The sequence below is a fragment of the Halomarina salina genome (assembly GCF_023074835.1).
GTDB classification, from domain to species: Archaea; Halobacteriota; Halobacteria; order Halobacteriales; family Haloarculaceae; genus Halomarina; species Halomarina salina.
Genome location: NZ_JALLGW010000002.1, coordinates 615,798 through 631,207, shown reverse-complemented (window position 1 = coordinate 631,207; position 15,410 = coordinate 615,798). Strand labels below are relative to the sequence as shown.

17 protein-coding genes are annotated in these 15,410 nt (G+C 63.2%); 10 read left to right on the top strand and 7 right to left on the bottom strand.

The genetic code is table 11. The features are described 5' to 3' along the window. The first annotated feature begins 107 nt into the window (after window positions 1–107). Both MX571_RS19115 and MX571_RS19110 read left to right on the top strand, forming a co-directional pair. Window positions 108–1,871, top strand: a complete 1,764-nt coding sequence (locus MX571_RS19115; RefSeq protein WP_247420064.1) for a 2-oxoacid:acceptor oxidoreductase subunit alpha — start codon at window positions 108–110, stop codon at window positions 1,869–1,871. Further along, entirely contained in the window at window positions 1,868–2,734 is an 867-nt protein-coding gene (locus MX571_RS19110) for a 2-oxoacid:ferredoxin oxidoreductase subunit beta (RefSeq protein WP_247420061.1), read from the top strand. Before MX571_RS19115 ends, MX571_RS19110 begins: the two co-directional genes overlap by 4 nt. 1,153 nt (window positions 2,735–3,887) lie before the next feature. Here MX571_RS19110 and MX571_RS19105 read toward each other — a convergent pair. Beyond that, complete coding sequence (locus MX571_RS19105) at window positions 3,888–4,559, bottom strand: helix-turn-helix domain-containing protein (protein ID WP_247420058.1); 672 nt, start codon at window positions 4,557–4,559, stop codon at window positions 3,888–3,890. Between the two features lie 249 nt (window positions 4,560–4,808). Between MX571_RS19105 and MX571_RS19100 the strand changes: the two genes are divergently transcribed. The 4 genes from MX571_RS19100 to MX571_RS19085 all read left to right on the top strand — a co-directional run bounded on the left by MX571_RS19100 (window position 4,809) and on the right by MX571_RS19085 (window position 8,267). Further along, on the top strand, window positions 4,809–6,083 hold the full coding sequence (locus tag MX571_RS19100; protein WP_247420054.1) for a digeranylgeranylglycerophospholipid reductase: 1,275 nt from the start codon (window positions 4,809–4,811) through the stop codon (window positions 6,081–6,083). Window positions 6,084–6,313: 230 nt separating this feature from the next. Continuing rightward, entirely contained in the window at window positions 6,314–7,159 is an 846-nt protein-coding gene (locus MX571_RS19095) for an aldo/keto reductase (protein ID WP_368409073.1), read from the top strand. Window positions 7,160–7,268: 109 nt separating this feature from the next. Next, window positions 7,269–8,033, top strand: coding sequence for a hypothetical protein (locus MX571_RS19090; protein WP_247420038.1), 765 nt, complete (start codon window positions 7,269–7,271; stop codon window positions 8,031–8,033). A gap of 45 nt (window positions 8,034–8,078) precedes the next feature. Beyond that, on the top strand, window positions 8,079–8,267 hold the full coding sequence (locus tag MX571_RS19085; protein WP_247420033.1) for a DUF7333 family protein: 189 nt from the start codon (window positions 8,079–8,081) through the stop codon (window positions 8,265–8,267). 38 nt (window positions 8,268–8,305) lie between these two features. On the opposite strand, the gene MX571_RS19080 is transcribed toward MX571_RS19085, so the two are convergent. Continuing rightward, window positions 8,306–8,668: an HNH endonuclease gene (locus tag MX571_RS19080; protein ID WP_247420030.1), complete on the bottom strand. Its 363-nt coding sequence runs from the start codon at window positions 8,666–8,668 to the stop codon at window positions 8,306–8,308. A 53-nt stretch (window positions 8,669–8,721) separates the two neighbouring features. Further along, window positions 8,722–9,669 (bottom strand): phosphoadenosine phosphosulfate reductase family protein, encoded by a 948-nt coding sequence (locus MX571_RS19075; protein ID WP_247420027.1) that lies wholly within the window; start codon window positions 9,667–9,669, stop codon window positions 8,722–8,724. Window positions 9,670–9,886: 217 nt separating this feature from the next. On the opposite strand from MX571_RS19075, the gene MX571_RS19070 reads away from it, so the two are divergent. Continuing rightward, window positions 9,887–10,126, top strand: a complete 240-nt coding sequence (locus MX571_RS19070) for a hypothetical protein (RefSeq protein ID WP_247420015.1) — start codon at window positions 9,887–9,889, stop codon at window positions 10,124–10,126. Window positions 10,127–10,527: 401 nt separating this feature from the next. On the opposite strand, the gene MX571_RS19065 is transcribed toward MX571_RS19070, so the two are convergent. After that, entirely contained in the window at window positions 10,528–10,719 is a 192-nt protein-coding gene (locus MX571_RS19065; RefSeq protein WP_247420013.1) for a hypothetical protein, read from the bottom strand. A 194-nt stretch (window positions 10,720–10,913) separates the two neighbouring features. Between MX571_RS19065 and MX571_RS19060 the strand changes: the two genes are divergently transcribed. After that, window positions 10,914–11,468 (top strand): hypothetical protein, encoded by a 555-nt coding sequence (locus MX571_RS19060; protein WP_247420011.1) that lies wholly within the window; start codon window positions 10,914–10,916, stop codon window positions 11,466–11,468. 44 nt (window positions 11,469–11,512) lie between these two features. Here MX571_RS19060 and MX571_RS19055 read toward each other — a convergent pair whose 3' ends face one another. Beyond that, on the bottom strand, window positions 11,513–11,749 hold the full coding sequence (locus tag MX571_RS19055) for a helix-turn-helix domain-containing protein (protein ID WP_247420009.1): 237 nt from the start codon (window positions 11,747–11,749) through the stop codon (window positions 11,513–11,515). 233 nt (window positions 11,750–11,982) lie between these two features. On the opposite strand from MX571_RS19055, the gene MX571_RS19050 reads away from it, so the two are divergent. Beyond that, complete coding sequence (locus MX571_RS19050; protein WP_247419998.1) at window positions 11,983–12,162, top strand: hypothetical protein; 180 nt, start codon at window positions 11,983–11,985, stop codon at window positions 12,160–12,162. Between the two features lie 206 nt (window positions 12,163–12,368). Further along, on the top strand, window positions 12,369–13,316 hold the full coding sequence (lipP1, locus tag MX571_RS19045) for a LipP1 family hormone-sensitive lipase (protein WP_247419995.1): 948 nt from the start codon (window positions 12,369–12,371) through the stop codon (window positions 13,314–13,316). A gap of 144 nt (window positions 13,317–13,460) precedes the next feature. Here the strand turns inward: lipP1 and MX571_RS19040 are convergent, their stop codons facing one another. Next, window positions 13,461–14,429: a phosphoadenosine phosphosulfate reductase family protein gene (locus MX571_RS19040; RefSeq protein ID WP_247419992.1), complete on the bottom strand. Its 969-nt coding sequence runs from the start codon at window positions 14,427–14,429 to the stop codon at window positions 13,461–13,463. Window positions 14,430–14,793: 364 nt separating this feature from the next. Beyond that, a complete protein-coding gene (locus MX571_RS19035; RefSeq protein ID WP_247419989.1) occupies window positions 14,794–15,285 on the bottom strand; it encodes a hypothetical protein in 492 nt (163 codons plus the stop codon). Window positions 15,286–15,410 lie beyond the last annotated feature (125 nt).

Genomic DNA, 15,410 nt, shown 5'->3' with positions numbered 1-15,410 from the left:
GACTGTGCGTTCCCCCGCTTCGAAGGTGCTTTCGGTCCCGAGAAGTGGAGAGAACTATGCTGTATTCAGAAGTCTTTTGCAGTGTCGAAGGGTAGCCCGCGGTACGTATGCCTGCGGACCTCAATTGGGCCATCGGCGGGGAAGCTGGCGATGGTATCGACTCGACTGGGAAGATCTTCGCCCAGGCGTTGTCGCGTGCCGGTCGCCACGTCTTCACGTCGAAGGACTTCGCCTCCCGGATTCGGGGCGGATACACCGCCTACAAGATCCGGACGAGCGTCGACCGTGTGGAGAGCGTCGTCGACCGACTGGACATCCTCATCGCGCTGACACAGCGCACCGTCGACGAGAACATGGACGAGCTCCACGAGGGCTCGGTCATCATCTACGACGGCGAGCGCACCACGATGCAGGACCTCGAGATTCCCGACGGGATGGTCGGGCTCGACGTCCCGCTGAAGTCGCTCGCGGAGGACGCGGGCGGCGCCATCATGCGCAACATCGTCGCGCTCGGCGCGGCGTGTGAGGCGACGAACTTCGACGTCGAGTACCTCGACGAGTCACTGGAGAAACGCTTCGGGAACAAGGGCGAGTCCATCGTCGAGAACAACAAGGAGGCCGCTCGCCTCGGCCAGGAGTACGTCGAAGAGAACTTCGACCACGACTTCGACTACGACCTCGACACGACCGACGAGGACTACGTCCTCCTCAACGGCGACGAGGCCATCGGGATGGGCGCGCTCGCCGCAGGCTGCCGGTTCTACGCCGGCTACCCCATCACGCCCGCGACGAACGTGATGGAGTACCTCACGGGCCGCATCGAGGACTACGGCGGGGGCGTCGTGCAGGCCGAGGACGAACTGTCGGCCATCAACATGGCGCTCGGTGCAGCGCGCGCCGGCGCGCGCTCGATGACCGCCACGTCCGGACCGGGCATCGACCTGATGACCGAGACGTTCGGGCTGGTGGCGACGACGGAGACGCCGCTGGTCATCGTCGACGTGATGCGCTCGGGTCCCTCGACGGGGATGCCGACGAAACAGGAGCAGGGCGACCTGAACATGCTCCTGTACGGGGGTCACGGCGAGATTCCGCGGTTCGTCGTCGCCCCGACGAACGTCGCGGAGTGCTTCTGGAAGACCGTCGAGGCGTTCAACTACGCCGAGAAGTACCAGACGCCGGTGTACCTCGTCGCGGACCTCGCGATGGCGGTCACCGAGCAGACGTTCCCGCCGGAGACGTTCGACATGGACGCCGTCGAGGTGGACCGCGGCAACGTCGTCGGCGACGACGCCATCGACGAGTGGCAGAACGAGAAGGGGCAGTTCCAGCCCCACCTCGCCACCGAGGACGGCATCTCGCCGCGCTCGTTCCCCGGCCAGTCCGGCGGCGCGCACATGACGACCGGCCTCGAACACGACGCGCTCGGGCGTCGGACCGAGGAGGAGGAGGTCCGCCTCGAACAGGTCGACAAGCGCAACCGGAAGGTCGAGACGGCCGAGGAGCAGGAAGACTGGAGCTACCGGGAGTTCGGCGACGCCGACTCGGACACGCTCATCATCTCGTGGGGGTCGAACGAGGGGCCGATGCGCGAGGCTATCGACTTCCTCGAGGAGGACGACATCGACGTGCGGTTCATCTCGGTGCCGTACATGTTCCCGCGACCGGACCTCAGCGAGGACGTCGAGGCCGCAGACGAGGTCATCGTCGTCGAGTGTAACGCGACCGGGCAGTTCGCGGACGTCGTCGAGCACGACACGCTCACCCGCGTGAATCGCATCAACAAGTACAACGGCGTCCGGTTCAAGGCCGACGAACTGGCCGACGAGATCAAACAGGCCCTCTCCGAGGGCACGGAGGTGACAGCATGAGCTCAGACGTACGATTCACGGATTTCAAATCCGACAAGCAACCGACGTGGTGTCCCGGCTGCGGTGACTTCGGGACGATGAACGGCATGATGAAGGCGCTGGCGAACACGGGCAACGACCCCGACAACACGTTCGTCGTCGCCGGTATCGGCTGTTCGGGGAAGATCGGGACGTACATGCACAGCTACGCGCTGCACGGCGTCCACGGCCGCGCCCTGCCGGTGGGCATCGGCGTGAAGACGGCCAACCCGAACCTCGAAGTGATGGTCGCCGGCGGCGACGGCGACGGCTACTCCATCGGCGCGGGCCACTTCGTCCACGCCGTCCGGCGGAACGTGGACATGTCGTACTGCGTCATGGACAACCGCATCTACGGGCTGACGAAGGGGCAGTTCTCGCCGACCAGCCGCGAGGACTTCGAGACCTCGACCAGCCCCGACGGGACGCACCAGCAGCCGGTCAACCCGCTCGCGCTGGCGCTCTCGGCCGGCGGCACGTTCATCGCGCAGTCGTTCTCCTCGGACGCCCAGCGTCACGCGGAGATCGTCCAGAAGGCCATCGAACACGACGGGTTCGGCTTCGTCAACGTCTACTCGCCGTGTGTCACGTTCAACGACGTGGACACGTACGACTACTTCCGCGACTCGCTCGTGGACGTCGGCGAGGACGAGGACTACGACCCGACGGACATCGAACAGGCGACCGAGGTCATCATGGACGGCGAAAAGGAGTACCAGGGCGTCATCTACCAGGACGAGGACTCCGTCCCTTACGGCGAGCGCATGGGCTTCACCGAGGACATGTCCGACATCCCCGACAGCGCGCCCGAGAACGCGATGGACCTCGTCCGCGAGTTCTACTAAACGACCATTTTCTGCGTCGGGTGCCCTCACTCGCTTCGCTCGCTGCGGGCACCACTCCTTGAAAACCGTCGATGGATAATTCGTTCGCTCACTCGCTGATGCTCGTTCGCGGCCGGTGAACCGCGCTCGCGTTGCTCGCGCGGATGTTTAGTTCTCAGGGATTGAACTCGTTTCAACAGCAATTCCCATGATTCAGCTGATAGACTCAGAGCGTGAGTCTATCAGTCAGCTCGGGGAGTTATAGAGGGACTGACGACCGTCGCTCGCCGGGGACAACAACAATCTCAAGTATTTGGTGATTACAAAAACCTTACATAAGTGGCACTACAGGGACCAGATGCAGGAAACGTTCTGTCAGAGGCTCCTGCACTTTCCCGTCCCCACCTTCCTGTTTAGTATAGTACTCTGAATGTGGGGGAACAGCGTTCTCGGAAGTTGTCGTTGGTCCGTTAGCCGATGGCTGTCTCTGACGCCTCTGCACTCTATTCTGCTGACGCGTCGATGTCGTCAACGTCTTCGTTCACTTCAGTGAACGATTCGCTCTCACACGAGGGACACGCGCGTTCCCCCGGTCGGCGCACGTCACCTGTTTCATTGCGTCCTGTCAAGACTCTCCCACAGGCGTCACAGCGTACGAGTATCGGTTCACTGGACTTCATTAACCAGAATGGGACACCTTCCGTGTTAGTCATTGGCAATCAATTCGAATCCTCACATTGAGTAATTAACCAACGGATACACGTCACTCACTTAGCCAATACGGGAGTTCCAGAGTGCGGGCGTCTCAGTGCTGCTGTATCATGAATGGGTAGGACAGGAGCGATTTTAGGGCTTCTATGAACCGTTTCAGTAGTTGGCAGGCCGCATGACTATTGGTCTGTAGCTTAAACATACAGTTCAAGCGGGTCGTTCTCCGCTCACGGCACTACACCCAGATGAGTCTACACACTGACTCGGTCATGACGGAAACAGAGTTCAATCAGCGACTCAACCAGTTGTTGGAAGTCGGTCGCCGCAACGAGTTCGAGATTCGTGGGGCGTGGCCCTGCACCCAAACACAGGGCCGGTTCGACTACGAAGTACTCGTCTCGGCGGTCACACCACCACAGTAATCGTCACATCGAGCTGCGTTGCCTGCCTGTTCTGAGACCAGTCAGTGTCGTTCCGTAGGCGGGTCCTCTCGGGCCGGAGCGAGGGTGTGGTCGATGAGGATGTCCATCGCCCGGCGCACTCGTTCGGAGGCGGCCTGATGGGAGATGTCCAGTTCCGCGGCGATAGTGTCGAGGTCCGTCCCACGCGGAACGTGGAAATACCCCTTCTCGGCGGCGCGAATCAGCGTCTCGCGTTGTTTCTTCGATAGTCCGTAGTGGTTCGACTGCTCAGTATTCTCCGAGGCTTCGTACTTCTGGAGCAGGTCGAACTCAAGGCCGTGGTCCTCGCAGACCGAGTGGAAGTGCTGGAGTGTGTCGTTGTCGGGGAATTCGATTTCGACCGTCCAGCCATCGTGGGTTCCGATACACTCCTCGATGATACCCCCTGCGGTCGTCAGGGAGTCGTAGACGCTCTGGGCGCGCCCCTCACCAATCTGTTCGACTTGATAGAGCCTGCGGTCGGTGAACTCGGTGAGCAATCGGGGGGCGGTGACGGTCGGGTCGTCGTGCATCGCCGCTTCGAACGCCTCGAAGTCGTCGGATTCGGCCCAGAACAGCATGAGCATCTCGCCGTTCGGTGTCGTATGAGATTCTTCCCACCGGACCCGCGTCGATGGCATCTGTCGAAGTGCGTCGAGCAGCGTCGGTTGCTGGAAGACGAACTTGACAATCATCGGCGAAAGAGTATGGGGAGCATGAGTGGCTTGGCCTATCAAGTATGACGATTAAAAGACAATAAGTGTAGTGGCCTACTCCGGCAATTTCTATGATACACTCGCGGCACAGGTCTATCAACACCGGCAATCGAAGATATCTCCGCCGAAAAGACACTATTGGAGCCAAGTCGTACCGAAACGGGATACTGTTATCACGTGGTCGTCCAACCGAAACTCATGACAGGGGAGACGACGGCATCTAGTAGTATGACCGAAGACGAGAGCGACCACTTCGATGTCGTCATCGCCGGGGCGGGTCCCGCCGGAGGGCAGTGCGCTCGTGACCTCGCTGCACGTGGGTACGACGTCCTCGTCCTCGAGACCGAGGCCGAAGCCGAGTTCCCGCGACAGAGCAACAAGTCCACCGCGGGGACGTTCCCGTCGATGATGACGGCGTTCGGCGTGCCCGACCGTCTCGTCGAGAAGTTCACCGACAGCGTCGTCGTCGAGTCGCCGACCAGTCACTACAAGCAGAGCCAGCCGGGGGCGGTCCTCGACTTCGTCGCGTTCAAGCAGTGGCTCGTCGCGGACGCCCGCGAGAAGGGCGCGGAGTTCCGCTTCGAGTCGCGCGTCAACTCGCCCATCATGGAGGACGGCCGCATCGTCGGCGTGCGGTACGCCGGTGGTGAGGAGGTGTACGCCGACATCGTCGTCGACGCCACCGGTCCGAGCGCGCCGCTAGCGAAGGCGCTCGACGTGAGTTCGCTCCACCGCACGAACCAGGCCATCGGCATCGACTACAAGATAGAGGGCATCGACCTCGACCACGAGGAGTACGCCGACCTGAACGGCGCGATGATGCTCCGCCTCGACCACGACATCGCACCGGGCGGCTACTCGTGGATCTTCCACACGGGCGGCGACACCGCGAAGGTCGGCGTCTGTTACATCCAGAACGAACGCCACGAGGAACTCGCCCGCGACGGGATGCGCATCGACGACTACCTGGAGTACTGGATGGACACCGACCCGCGGTTCGCGGACGCCGAACCCGTCGAGGGCGCGCACATCCTCCGGGGGTCGGCCCACATCCAGATGCCGGGTCGCCTGAGCACGGACGGCTTCATGGCCGTCGGCGACACCGTCCCGACCATCGACCCGCTCTGGGGCGAGGGCATCCACCAGGGGATGAAGTCCGGACGCGCGGCCGCTACCACCGCCGACCACTGCCTCACGCTCGACACGCCCGACACGTCCGCCGAGCGGATGTCGGTGTACGAGGACCTCTGGCACGAGCGCGTCGCGCCGAACATGCAGACGCGGCTGCTGATGACGGAGCTGCTCTACCTCGTCCCGAACGAGCGCTACGACGGGTTCATCCGCGACCTCAACGCCCTCTCCTCGGAGACGCTCGGGAAGGCGAACGCTGGAAGCTTCCGCTCGCTCGCTCGCCTGCTCGAACCCGGTGACCTCCGGTACCTCGCGACGCTGGCGAAAAACCGACTCACGGACCCGTACAACCGCTGGAACCCGCTCTCCTGAGCGTTCGGGCGTCGTCGCCGGGCGCTCGCCACGGGGCCTGTCGAGTGGACCGGTGCGACGAAGGCTACTGTCGCTCTGTCGAGACGTACGACCGATAGTTACTGCGCGACCAGGTGCTCGACGGCCCCGACGTGACGACCGGTGCCGGGCCGAAGTACTGGGTATCGGTGCCGGAAACGCGAGGGGCCTTCCACAACCCCTAATCGGGACACGCCCCTCGTTCCGTGTGTATGAGTCAACAGCCGTCGCTGTCTCCGGACGACGTACCGCGTGCGAAGGAGATGCCCATGCTCGGCCTCGGGACGTGGCAGAACGACGACCTCGACCAGTGTGCCGAGTCCGTCGAGACGGCGCTGGGACAGGGCTACCGACACGTCGACACGGCCCAGGCGTACGGCAACGAGGAGGCCGTCGGTCGCGGGCTGGAGAACGCGCACGTCGACCGTGAGGACGTCTTCCTCGCGACGAAGGTGTGGAAACCCAACCTCGGCCACGACGACGTGCTCCGGACGACGAAGGAGTCGATGAACAAACTCGGCGTGGACACGCTCGACCTGCTGTACGTCCACTGGCCGGCGGGCGAGTACGACCCCGAGGAGACGCTTGGCGCGCTCGACGAACTCGTCGAGGACGGGGCGGTCGACCGCATCGGGATGAGCAACTTCGAACCGCACCACCTCGAGACGGCACAGGAGGTCGCCGACGCGCCCATCTTCGCCAACCAGGTCGAGATGCACCCGCTGCTCCAGCAGGAGGAACTGCGCTCGTACGCCGACGAGGAGGACATCGAACTCGTCGCGTACTCGCCGCTGGCTCGCGGCGAGGTGATGAACGTCGAGGAACTGCAGGACATCGGCGAGAAACACGACGCCTCGCCCGCGCAGGTGAGCCTCGCGTGGCTCCGTGAGAAGGGCGTCACGACCATCCCGAAGGCGACCGGTCCCGAGCACATCCGCGACAACTTCCAGTCGCTCGCGCTCGACCTCGACGCCGAGGACATCCGCGCCATCGACGACATCGACCGAGAGGAGCGACAGGTCGACCCGGACTTCGGCCCGGACAACTGGTCGGCGTAACGGCGTAGCGCGGTCCGACGCACACGGTCGGCTCTCCACGGTCGGTTTCTTTCGACAGCCGAATACTCCTAGACGGAACATTCACAACAGATGGAGTCTCAGGTGGCGCATGGTCGTCGAGCGCGAGCAGTACGGCGTCGTCAGCGGGGTCCGGGCTGACGTCGCTCAGCTACACGAACACTGGATGGCAGTCGTCTTCCCCCGGGTCCAACAGACACACAGCGTCGTCGGACGGTGGCGTCCGGACGGCGCACTGAAACAGGGCGCGTTCTACGTCTGGGGACTCCTCGGTGCCCTCGCGCTCCTCCTCACGTACCCGTTCCTCCTCCTCGGGTTCGGGACCCGCTTCTACACGCGGAAGCTGGACTCGACCGCGACGAGACTCGGGACCATCGGCGTCGTCGGTCTCACGGCCGTCGTCTGGGGACTGCTGACCGCGTTCGTCTGGTTGCGCTCGACGTTCTCCGCGGAGGCGTTCGTGGCCGTCGCCGCGGCGAGCGTCGTGGCCGTCCTCAGCGCCGCACTCGCCGCACTGTTCACGAAGTTCGGCGGCCGTGCGGTGACGGTCGTCCTCGCCTACCCGGCGGCGATGAACGCGCTGTTCCTCCCGCCGGTGGTCGCGGCACTCTACTCGCCCGCGCTCGCCGGGACGGTGCTGACCGAGAGCACGACGCTGGCGGAGTGGCTGCTCGACAACGTGCTGGTCGTCGGTGACCTGAACACGACGATCCGCGAGCAGTTCGAACTCGAAGGCGCGGCGTACGTCGCGATGTGGTTCGGTATCGCCCTGCCCGTCGGCTGGTTCCTCGGACTGGTCGTGACGCTCGCGGACGTCGTCCGCCCCAAACCGGGCTCGAAGTCCGGCGACGAGTAACCCGACCCCGAGAACGCTTATTCTCCCCGCGCCCGAAGAACGTCTATGGAGTTCGACGCAACCAGAACCGTCGCCGTCTTCGTCGTACTGGTAGCAATCGGGACTCTGGGACTGTTCGCTACGCCGATGGACCAGTCGACCATCCTCATGATGGTCCTCCCCTCGCTCGTCGTCGGCGGACTCGTGTTCCTCTTCCTCGGCGTCAAACACGGTGAGTACCGCGCGACGCGCTGAGGTCGTCACGAGGTGTCCTCGGGGCCGTCGTGACGGCGCTATCCCCGCCGCTCACGGACCCGATTGCTCGTCCGCACTTGCACGTCGAGTTTCGCCGTCTTTCGAATCCACGAGAGGTACCCCTGTAGCGCGTCCGCGTTCTGGAGGGCCGCCAGCGTGTCGTACTCCGCCTGCAACTCCTCGTTCGTGAACGTCGCGTGGACCTGTTCGTGACAGGGGCGGCAGAGCGTGACGGTGGGACTCTCCTTGCGGTGTTCGGGGACGAGATGGTGGCGCTGGATGACCTGCGGGTCGGAGAGCAGTTCGTCGGGGAACCGTCGACGACAGAGTTCGCAGGTGGTCGGCATCGGGACGACCGACGGTACGGGCGCGAGCGGTATCAGCGTGTAGCCCGCGGCCATCGACCGCCCGGACGTGGGGGCGACGCTGGTCCGGCGGGCGACGAGTCCGACCGCTACATGTACCCCAGGTCGCGCAACCGGGCCATCAGGTCCTCCTTGTCCTGGGCACGGCCCTGACGCTCCGTCGTCCCGTCGAGGTCCTGCAACCATGCGGGGGCGTCGTCGGACTTCGCCGACCCCTCCTCGGTTCCGAGCGACCGGAACCCCTCGAAGTACTTTGGGCCGACCGGGACGTCGTCGGCCGTGACGCCCTCCGGCATGTCGTCGTCGGTCCGGGGGACGTGGCCCTCCGGCCAGCCCTCGACGGCGTCGGGGACGACGTAGTACCACATCGCGTCCCAGAGCGCCCGTTCGTCGAACTGGAGGATGCTGTGGACGCGGTCGTGAGGCGGGTACTTCTCGGAGTCGTGGCGGGGGCTGAAGAACGTCTCGTCGGCGCGGGCCTCCTGTTCGTCCCAGCGGACCCCCGAGAAGATGCCGTCGAAGCCGTGTTCCGCGACGACCTCGTTGAGCGCGACGGTCTTCAGCAGGTGGTTTCCCCCGAGGCTGTCGGCCTCGAAGCGGAACGTCTCGCCCTCGTGGTCCGCCCGCGCGAGCTCCCGGCGGTTCGCCTCGGTGAGCGAGTCGACGGGTACGTCCTCGCCGGGCGTGTGGCGCTCGAAGGCGGGGTCGTCGTTGCGGGCGACGACGAGGTCCAGGTCCCACTCCTCGGCCCAGCGCTCGACGAACGCCTCGACCTCGTCGAAGTGCTGGTAGTGGTCGATGAAGACGACGGGCGGCACGTCGTGGCCGTGCTCCTCGGCCACCTCCCGGACGAAGTAGAGGACGAGCGTCGAGTCCTTCCCGCCGGTCCACATCACCGCCGGGTCGCGGTACTGTTCGAGGGCGGTACGGGTGACCTCGACGGCCTTGCCGAGTTTGTCCTCCAGCGCGGGGTAGTCGGCGGCGCTCTGGCCGCGGCCGTCGTCGTAGTCGAGCGAGAGGTACTCTGGGAACGTCATGGGTGTGATCAGCGTCGATGCCGACGAGCGGCATCGGGTACGCTTGTCGACAGGACACTATCCGCCTTCATCACCTTGTCGGCCGGCTATGTCGGTGGATAGCGTCCGTCACTGCCGTCTACGTCGGTTGCCGAGATTGCTAGACTGAGTGCGTGAATCTACCGTTCCGAACTAGACAATGAGAACAAATATACGGGGATATAGCTGAACACTGGTGATGAGCACCGATTCACTGACCTTCGTGAAGTATGGTCTTGGTGTAGCTCTTGGTCTGTTCGTGATGCTCTACACCTTCGAATCGTACCATTGGTACGGATACATGAAAGCGAATCCGAACACGGGGTCAGTTTCGGGCGGTGGGTGGTGGTTCAACGGACTGTTCTTCATCATCGGCGTCGTCGTCGCGTTCACGTCGTTCATGAGCGGCCTTCAGCAAGCGATTCAGAGCGATATCTGAACACAGATTGGGAGCCACTACGACAGACGATTGACGCACAGTGCTCGTCAGATCTGCAGCACAGGGGCATCGATACACTGAGAGCGTGAGCGTATCAGTTGGTTGGGCTCTCGGAGTTCCACCACCACAACCCGAAAGTCACCGTTACACCGATAGCTGTCCATTGAGTGGCTTTAGCGAGGTCCCCTTCGTCAATAGCCACCAGCACCAGAACTGCGTAACAGAGCGACAGTAGAGCAAAGACGCGCCGACTGGGTTTGGGCATGGTATCGAAACGTACCATCCGATGACAGGTAAGCGTTCGTCCACTGTTACACTTGCGGCACGAGTCGTCCGCTCTACCCGCCGATACACGCAGAGCGTGGGTCTCTCACTTCACTCTGCTCGACCGCAGTTCGACGTCACCCAGTTTCCTCGCGGGGGGTCGACAGCGGGCCGAGTAGGTAGGTACCGATAGCCGCTCCAATCAGCAGACCGGGAAGGACAGCGAGCGGATACGGGACGTCGTGCGCTGCTCCGATAGCAGCAGTGCCGACGCTCCCGAAGAACGCGAACCCCATCGTGACGACGTCGTCGACATCAATTGCTATCATATCAGGGAGTCACAACTCGGCTGACAAGTACCTTCTCTCCCCGATAGCTCTGCTTGACTCTCGACACACGTCGCTCACTCGACCCGTTCGATACACGCAGAGCGTGAGTCTATCGAACCGAACGGTCCCAGTATCTGGAGATATCACGAATCGCCTGTCAGAAAGAGTTTACCACACGACATGTGAGTGGTCCTATGGAACTGCGCCGTCTCTCTGGGATAACCGCTATCGGCGGCGGTCTGTTGTGGGCCCTCGTTCCGCTCCTGGACGGTATCTATCCGACCTACGAACTGCTGGTTGGCATCCTCCCACTGCTCCTCGCCGGTGGTGTGTACGGGATTCACCGCACCTACGACACCAGCCGGTCAGATATCGTGCTCATGGCCAGCGGACTGGGGTTCTTGCTCGTCGCGGCCCTCATCTTCACGTGGGCCCGCCTGACGGCGGGAAGTATCGCGTTCGTTCTCCTCACCGGACTCCCAGCAGGTGTTGGGATGGTGCTGGTCGCACTCGGCACCGGAAAGCTCGCCCATCGACTCTGGAAACTGGACGCGATGCCGTCGTGGCTCGCGGTCGGCTTCAGCGCCGCGCTCCCGCTTGACCCACTCGTGAATGCGCTGGTGACACCGCTGTTTTCGTTCGGCGTCTCAGTCTACGGCCTGTCGTGGATACTGGTCGGCTGGTGGCTGTTTGTTCGACCCCCCGAGTCGAAGCCGGTCGCCACGTCAAATCGCCCCACCGTAAAATGAAGGCGAACGTCGTTTGCCGGGATTGGAAGACAGAGAGCGTGAGTCTATCGTTCGGTCCTGCTGGACGGACGTTCCTCCTGCATCTTCTCGCGCAGCACCTTCGTCATGCCACGGCGGAGGTGTTCGGTGAGTGCGGTAGTCGAGACCCCGACCGCCTCGGCGAGTTCGACTGTCGAGATGCGCCGCGGAACCCCGAAGTACCCTTCGTCGACCGCGGTGTACAGTACCTCCCGCTCTATCCCGGTGAGCGGCACGCCGTCTGTGGGCTCGACCCCATCCATGGTGCGTGGGATTACCACTCGCCTTTGTTAAGGATGCGGCATGCCTGGTGCCTCGGTCGTTCAGCGTGGGGGGCACGGCGTGGTGACCCAGTACATAAGCTTATCCGAGTGGCCTTCGATGGTCAGGGTGAACGATTGACTCACGGTTCCTGTGAGCCGTGGTATCCTCCCTGTGAAGACCGACTTCGCTGTGCACTACCCCTGAATCGCGGATTGCTCGTTCTCGATGAGCCATGTCCGACACCACCGATACCATCGACAGCAGGGACGCGTTCACCGACCGACTGGCAGAACTCATCAACGCCGCCGAACTGGGCGGCGTTGATGTTGAAGGGGGCTACGAGGTCAACACCACCCCTGCTGGCAACCGCTACGACGTCGAAGTGAGTGCCGTCGTCCCGAGACGAGACTGAGACACTCGCGACACGAGTCTGTCCGGAGAATCACGTGCGAAGGACGTGAACGAGAGTGCCTGGGTAATCGATCGTCGGGAGGAGTACTTCTGTGGACTCGGCCCCGGCGGCCGTGTTCACTGGGACGCACAGATTCGCTACCGCGCTACAACGGCGACACCGTCACTCGCGGCGACCTTATCAGTCGAGGAACCGAACGGTCCGGCGTGGAAGCGTCCGAGATTCACCCCCAGGCACAGGCGTACCTCGACAGACAGGAGCGGCTCCCGCTGTACCCGCTCCGGGACCGCAACCTGCGATTCCTGCGCTCGTTCATGCGCGTGGCGAACTGGTTCCAGAACCGGGACCCGCCAGCGGTCGGGTCGACGGCCGACCGGACGATTCCCGGCCCGGACGGCGACCTTCCGATTCGCGTCTACCGACCCGAGGGTGAGGGGCCGTTCCCGGTGACCATGTTCTTCCACGGCGGCGGGTTCGTCATCGGCGATCTGGGAAGCCACGACCTGTTCTGTCGCCACCTGACCCGCGAGAGCGACTGCGTCGTGGTGTCCGTCGACTACCGTCTCGCGCCGGAACACCCGTTCCCGGCGGCCGTCGAGGACGCCTACGCGGCGACCGAGTGGGCGGCCGAACACGGAGACGAGCTCGACTCGGACGGTCACCTCGCGGTCGCCGGTGACAGCGCGGGCGGGAACCTCTCGGCCGTCGTCTCGCTGCTGGCCGCCGAACGCGACGGCCCGGACGTCGACTATCAGGCGCTGCTGTACCCCGGCGTCGGCCTCGCCGGTGACCACCCGTCCGAGGAGCACACCGGTATCGTCCTGCTGGAGGAGGACATGGAGTGGTTCCGCGAGAGCTACTTCGGCAGCGAACTCACGATGCGCAACCCGTACGCCGACCCCGTCCAGGCCTGCGACCTCTCGGGGATGCCCCCCGCGACGGTCATCACCGCTGGTTTCGACCCGCTGCGTGACGGCGGGAAGGCCTACGCCGAGCGTCTCGTCGCGGACGGCGTTCCCGTACGGTACGACAACTACGACGACATGATACACGGCTTCGCCTCCGCCCCTGGTGCGAACGGTATCGACCGTGCGATGGAAGCGGTCGAGCAAATCGCCGACGACCTGCGCGACGCGTTCGGAACCTCGTCGTAGACTCACCAGTCGGCGGTCGATTGCAGGAAAAACGGACTGTCGTTCTGTCGTACCGCGAACGAGCGGAGCGAGTGAGCGGCCTTTTTAGTGCAGGTTTTTCGAGGAGCGGGTCGCGGAGCGACCCCGACGAAGAAAAACGTGCGTTTACATGTACCCGAGGTCGCGCAGGCGCTCCATCAGGTCCTCCTTGTCCTGGGCGCGGCCCGCGCGCTCGGTGGTGCCTTCGAGGTCCTGGAGCCAGGCGGGCTCCTCGGCGGACTTGTCGGTCGAGATCTCGCTCCCGAGCGAGCGGAAGCCCGCGAAGTACTTCGGGCTGACCGGGATGTCCTCGTGGGTGAGGTCGTTCGGCAGGTCGTCGTAGTCCTGCGGGACGTGGCCCGCGGGGTAGCCCTCGACGGTCTCCGGGACGACGAAGTTCCAGAACGCCTCCCAGACGGCGGCCTCGTCGAACTGGAGGATGGACTGAATGCGGTCGTGGGGCGGGTAGACGTCGGGGTCGTGGCGCGGCGAGAAGAACGTCTCGTCGGCGCGCGCCTCCTGCTCGTCCCAGCGGATGCCCGAGAGGATACCGTCGACGTCGTGCTCCTCCAGCGCGTTGTTGAGCGCGACGGTCTTCAGCAGGTGGTTGCCGACGTAGGTGTCGAGCAGGAACGGGAAGGTGTCCTCCTCGTACTCCAGCAGGTTGCGGACGTGGTGCTGGTTCTGCTCGTTGAGCTCGTCGATGGGGATGTCGTCGCCCGGCGTGAGACCGTTCGCCTCGACGTAGTCGCCGACGTCGGTGTTCCGGGCGTAGACGACGTCGAGGTCCCACTCCTCGGCCCAGTGGTCGACGAAGTCGTGCAGTTCGTCGAAGTGCTGGTAGTGGTCGATGAAGATGGCGGGGGGCACCTCCATGTCGAACTGCTCGGCGACCTCCTTCACGAAGTACAGCGTCAGCGTCGAGTCCTTCCCACCGGTCCACATGATGGCGGGGTTCTCGTACTGTTCGAGGCCGATGCGCGTGACCTCGATGGCCTTCTCGATCTTGTCCTCCAGCGTGGGGTAGTCCTCGGGCGACTCGCCCTCGCCGGCGCTGTAGTCGACGTCCAGGTAGTCGGGGAAGTCGTCTGCCATCTCGTAATTACATATCATTACTCGCTATAAACTCCTTATGGCTCCGCGCAGCCTACGTGACACTGTCACAGGCGTCGTGACACGTCTGTGGGTGGGTAGCGTCCTGCGAGGTCGGTCGAGAAATGGCTCGTTCGAGAGGGCCGGTAGAACCGCGCGACTAGCTGATGAACTTGTTATCAAATCTCTGCTCAAGAGGATTCATATAGATGGCTCGGGATTGGTAATTCAGGGGACAAGATATGGGCGGCAGGAAACTCCAAGTCAACCTGATAGTGACCGAGGAGTAGAAGGAGCGATGGGAGGATTACCTGTTCGAGGAGAGCGAGCCTTGAGCCGCGAAGGGCAGTCAGACCCCTCTGGGTAGTTATCGCCTCTGAGCGTCGACGTTCTGACGCATCTCATCGAGATTCCAAGAGAGTCTATTCACGTCTTGTGGGACTTGGTAGAGCGCGATTCCTGAGGCCCCCTGTTTGATTTCCCCTCGTGATTGGACGCCGTCAGTGAGGTCTGCAGTCCCGTGGTCGAGGTCAAAGAACCGCTCGCTCGTTTCAACCCGGCTCCGGAACCAGACGTCCTCCATATCAAGCGTCCCCTGTGTCACGTCGAAGCTGACGACGATCCATTTGTATCCCTCTTCTCGCCGCCCGCCATTCTCTCGACTCTTACTGATGTCCGAGGGAACCGCGTCAGGTGATTTGCCTGATGTGAGGCTGTATTCGAGTACCACGTTGGCGTTCGACCCGCCCCCTCCTCCGGCATCATCCTGATTGTCTGATTCCGATGCACCTGAGCATCCCGCGAGGATAGCCGCAGAACCAGCCACCGTCGCTCTGAGGAACTGTCTTCGCTGAGCCATGGGAGATGTATACTGTGTCAACAAAATAACCCTACCGGACTAGTCAGCGTGACGACCATTCTATCGATGCGTAATTCAGGTATCGGATTCGTCGCTCAGGAGATGAGTGAGTCGTCGGAGTATGT

Coding starts and splice junctions, on each gene's coding strand:
- MX571_RS19070 (WP_247420015.1), top strand. CDS start 9,887: ATGAGCACCGATTCACTGACCTTCGTGAAGTATGGTCTTGGTGTAGCT.
- MX571_RS19035 (WP_247419989.1), bottom strand. CDS start 15,285: ATGGCTCAGCGAAGACAGTTCCTCAGAGCGACGGTGGCTGGTTCTGCG.
- MX571_RS19060 (WP_247420011.1), top strand. CDS start 10,914: ATGGAACTGCGCCGTCTCTCTGGGATAACCGCTATCGGCGGCGGTCTG.
- MX571_RS19085 (WP_247420033.1), top strand. CDS start 8,079: ATGGAGTTCGACGCAACCAGAACCGTCGCCGTCTTCGTCGTACTGGTA.
- MX571_RS19080 (WP_247420030.1), bottom strand. CDS start 8,668: ATGGCCGCGGGCTACACGCTGATACCGCTCGCGCCCGTACCGTCGGTC.
- MX571_RS19095 (WP_368409073.1), top strand. CDS start 6,314: ATGAGTCAACAGCCGTCGCTGTCTCCGGACGACGTACCGCGTGCGAAG.
- MX571_RS19105 (WP_247420058.1), bottom strand. CDS start 4,559: ATGATTGTCAAGTTCGTCTTCCAGCAACCGACGCTGCTCGACGCACTT.
- MX571_RS19100 (WP_247420054.1), top strand. CDS start 4,809: ATGACCGAAGACGAGAGCGACCACTTCGATGTCGTCATCGCCGGGGCG.
- MX571_RS19090 (WP_247420038.1), top strand. CDS start 7,269: ATGGTCGTCGAGCGCGAGCAGTACGGCGTCGTCAGCGGGGTCCGGGCT.
- MX571_RS19040 (WP_247419992.1), bottom strand. CDS start 14,429: ATGGCAGACGACTTCCCCGACTACCTGGACGTCGACTACAGCGCCGGC.
- MX571_RS19065 (WP_247420013.1), bottom strand. CDS start 10,719: ATGATAGCAATTGATGTCGACGACGTCGTCACGATGGGGTTCGCGTTC.
- MX571_RS19075 (WP_247420027.1), bottom strand. CDS start 9,669: ATGACGTTCCCAGAGTACCTCTCGCTCGACTACGACGACGGCCGCGGC.
- MX571_RS19055 (WP_247420009.1), bottom strand. CDS start 11,749: ATGGATGGGGTCGAGCCCACAGACGGCGTGCCGCTCACCGGGATAGAG.
- MX571_RS19110 (WP_247420061.1), top strand. CDS start 1,868: ATGAGCTCAGACGTACGATTCACGGATTTCAAATCCGACAAGCAACCG.
- MX571_RS19115 (WP_247420064.1), top strand. CDS start 108: ATGCCTGCGGACCTCAATTGGGCCATCGGCGGGGAAGCTGGCGATGGT.
- MX571_RS19050 (WP_247419998.1), top strand. CDS start 11,983: ATGTCCGACACCACCGATACCATCGACAGCAGGGACGCGTTCACCGAC.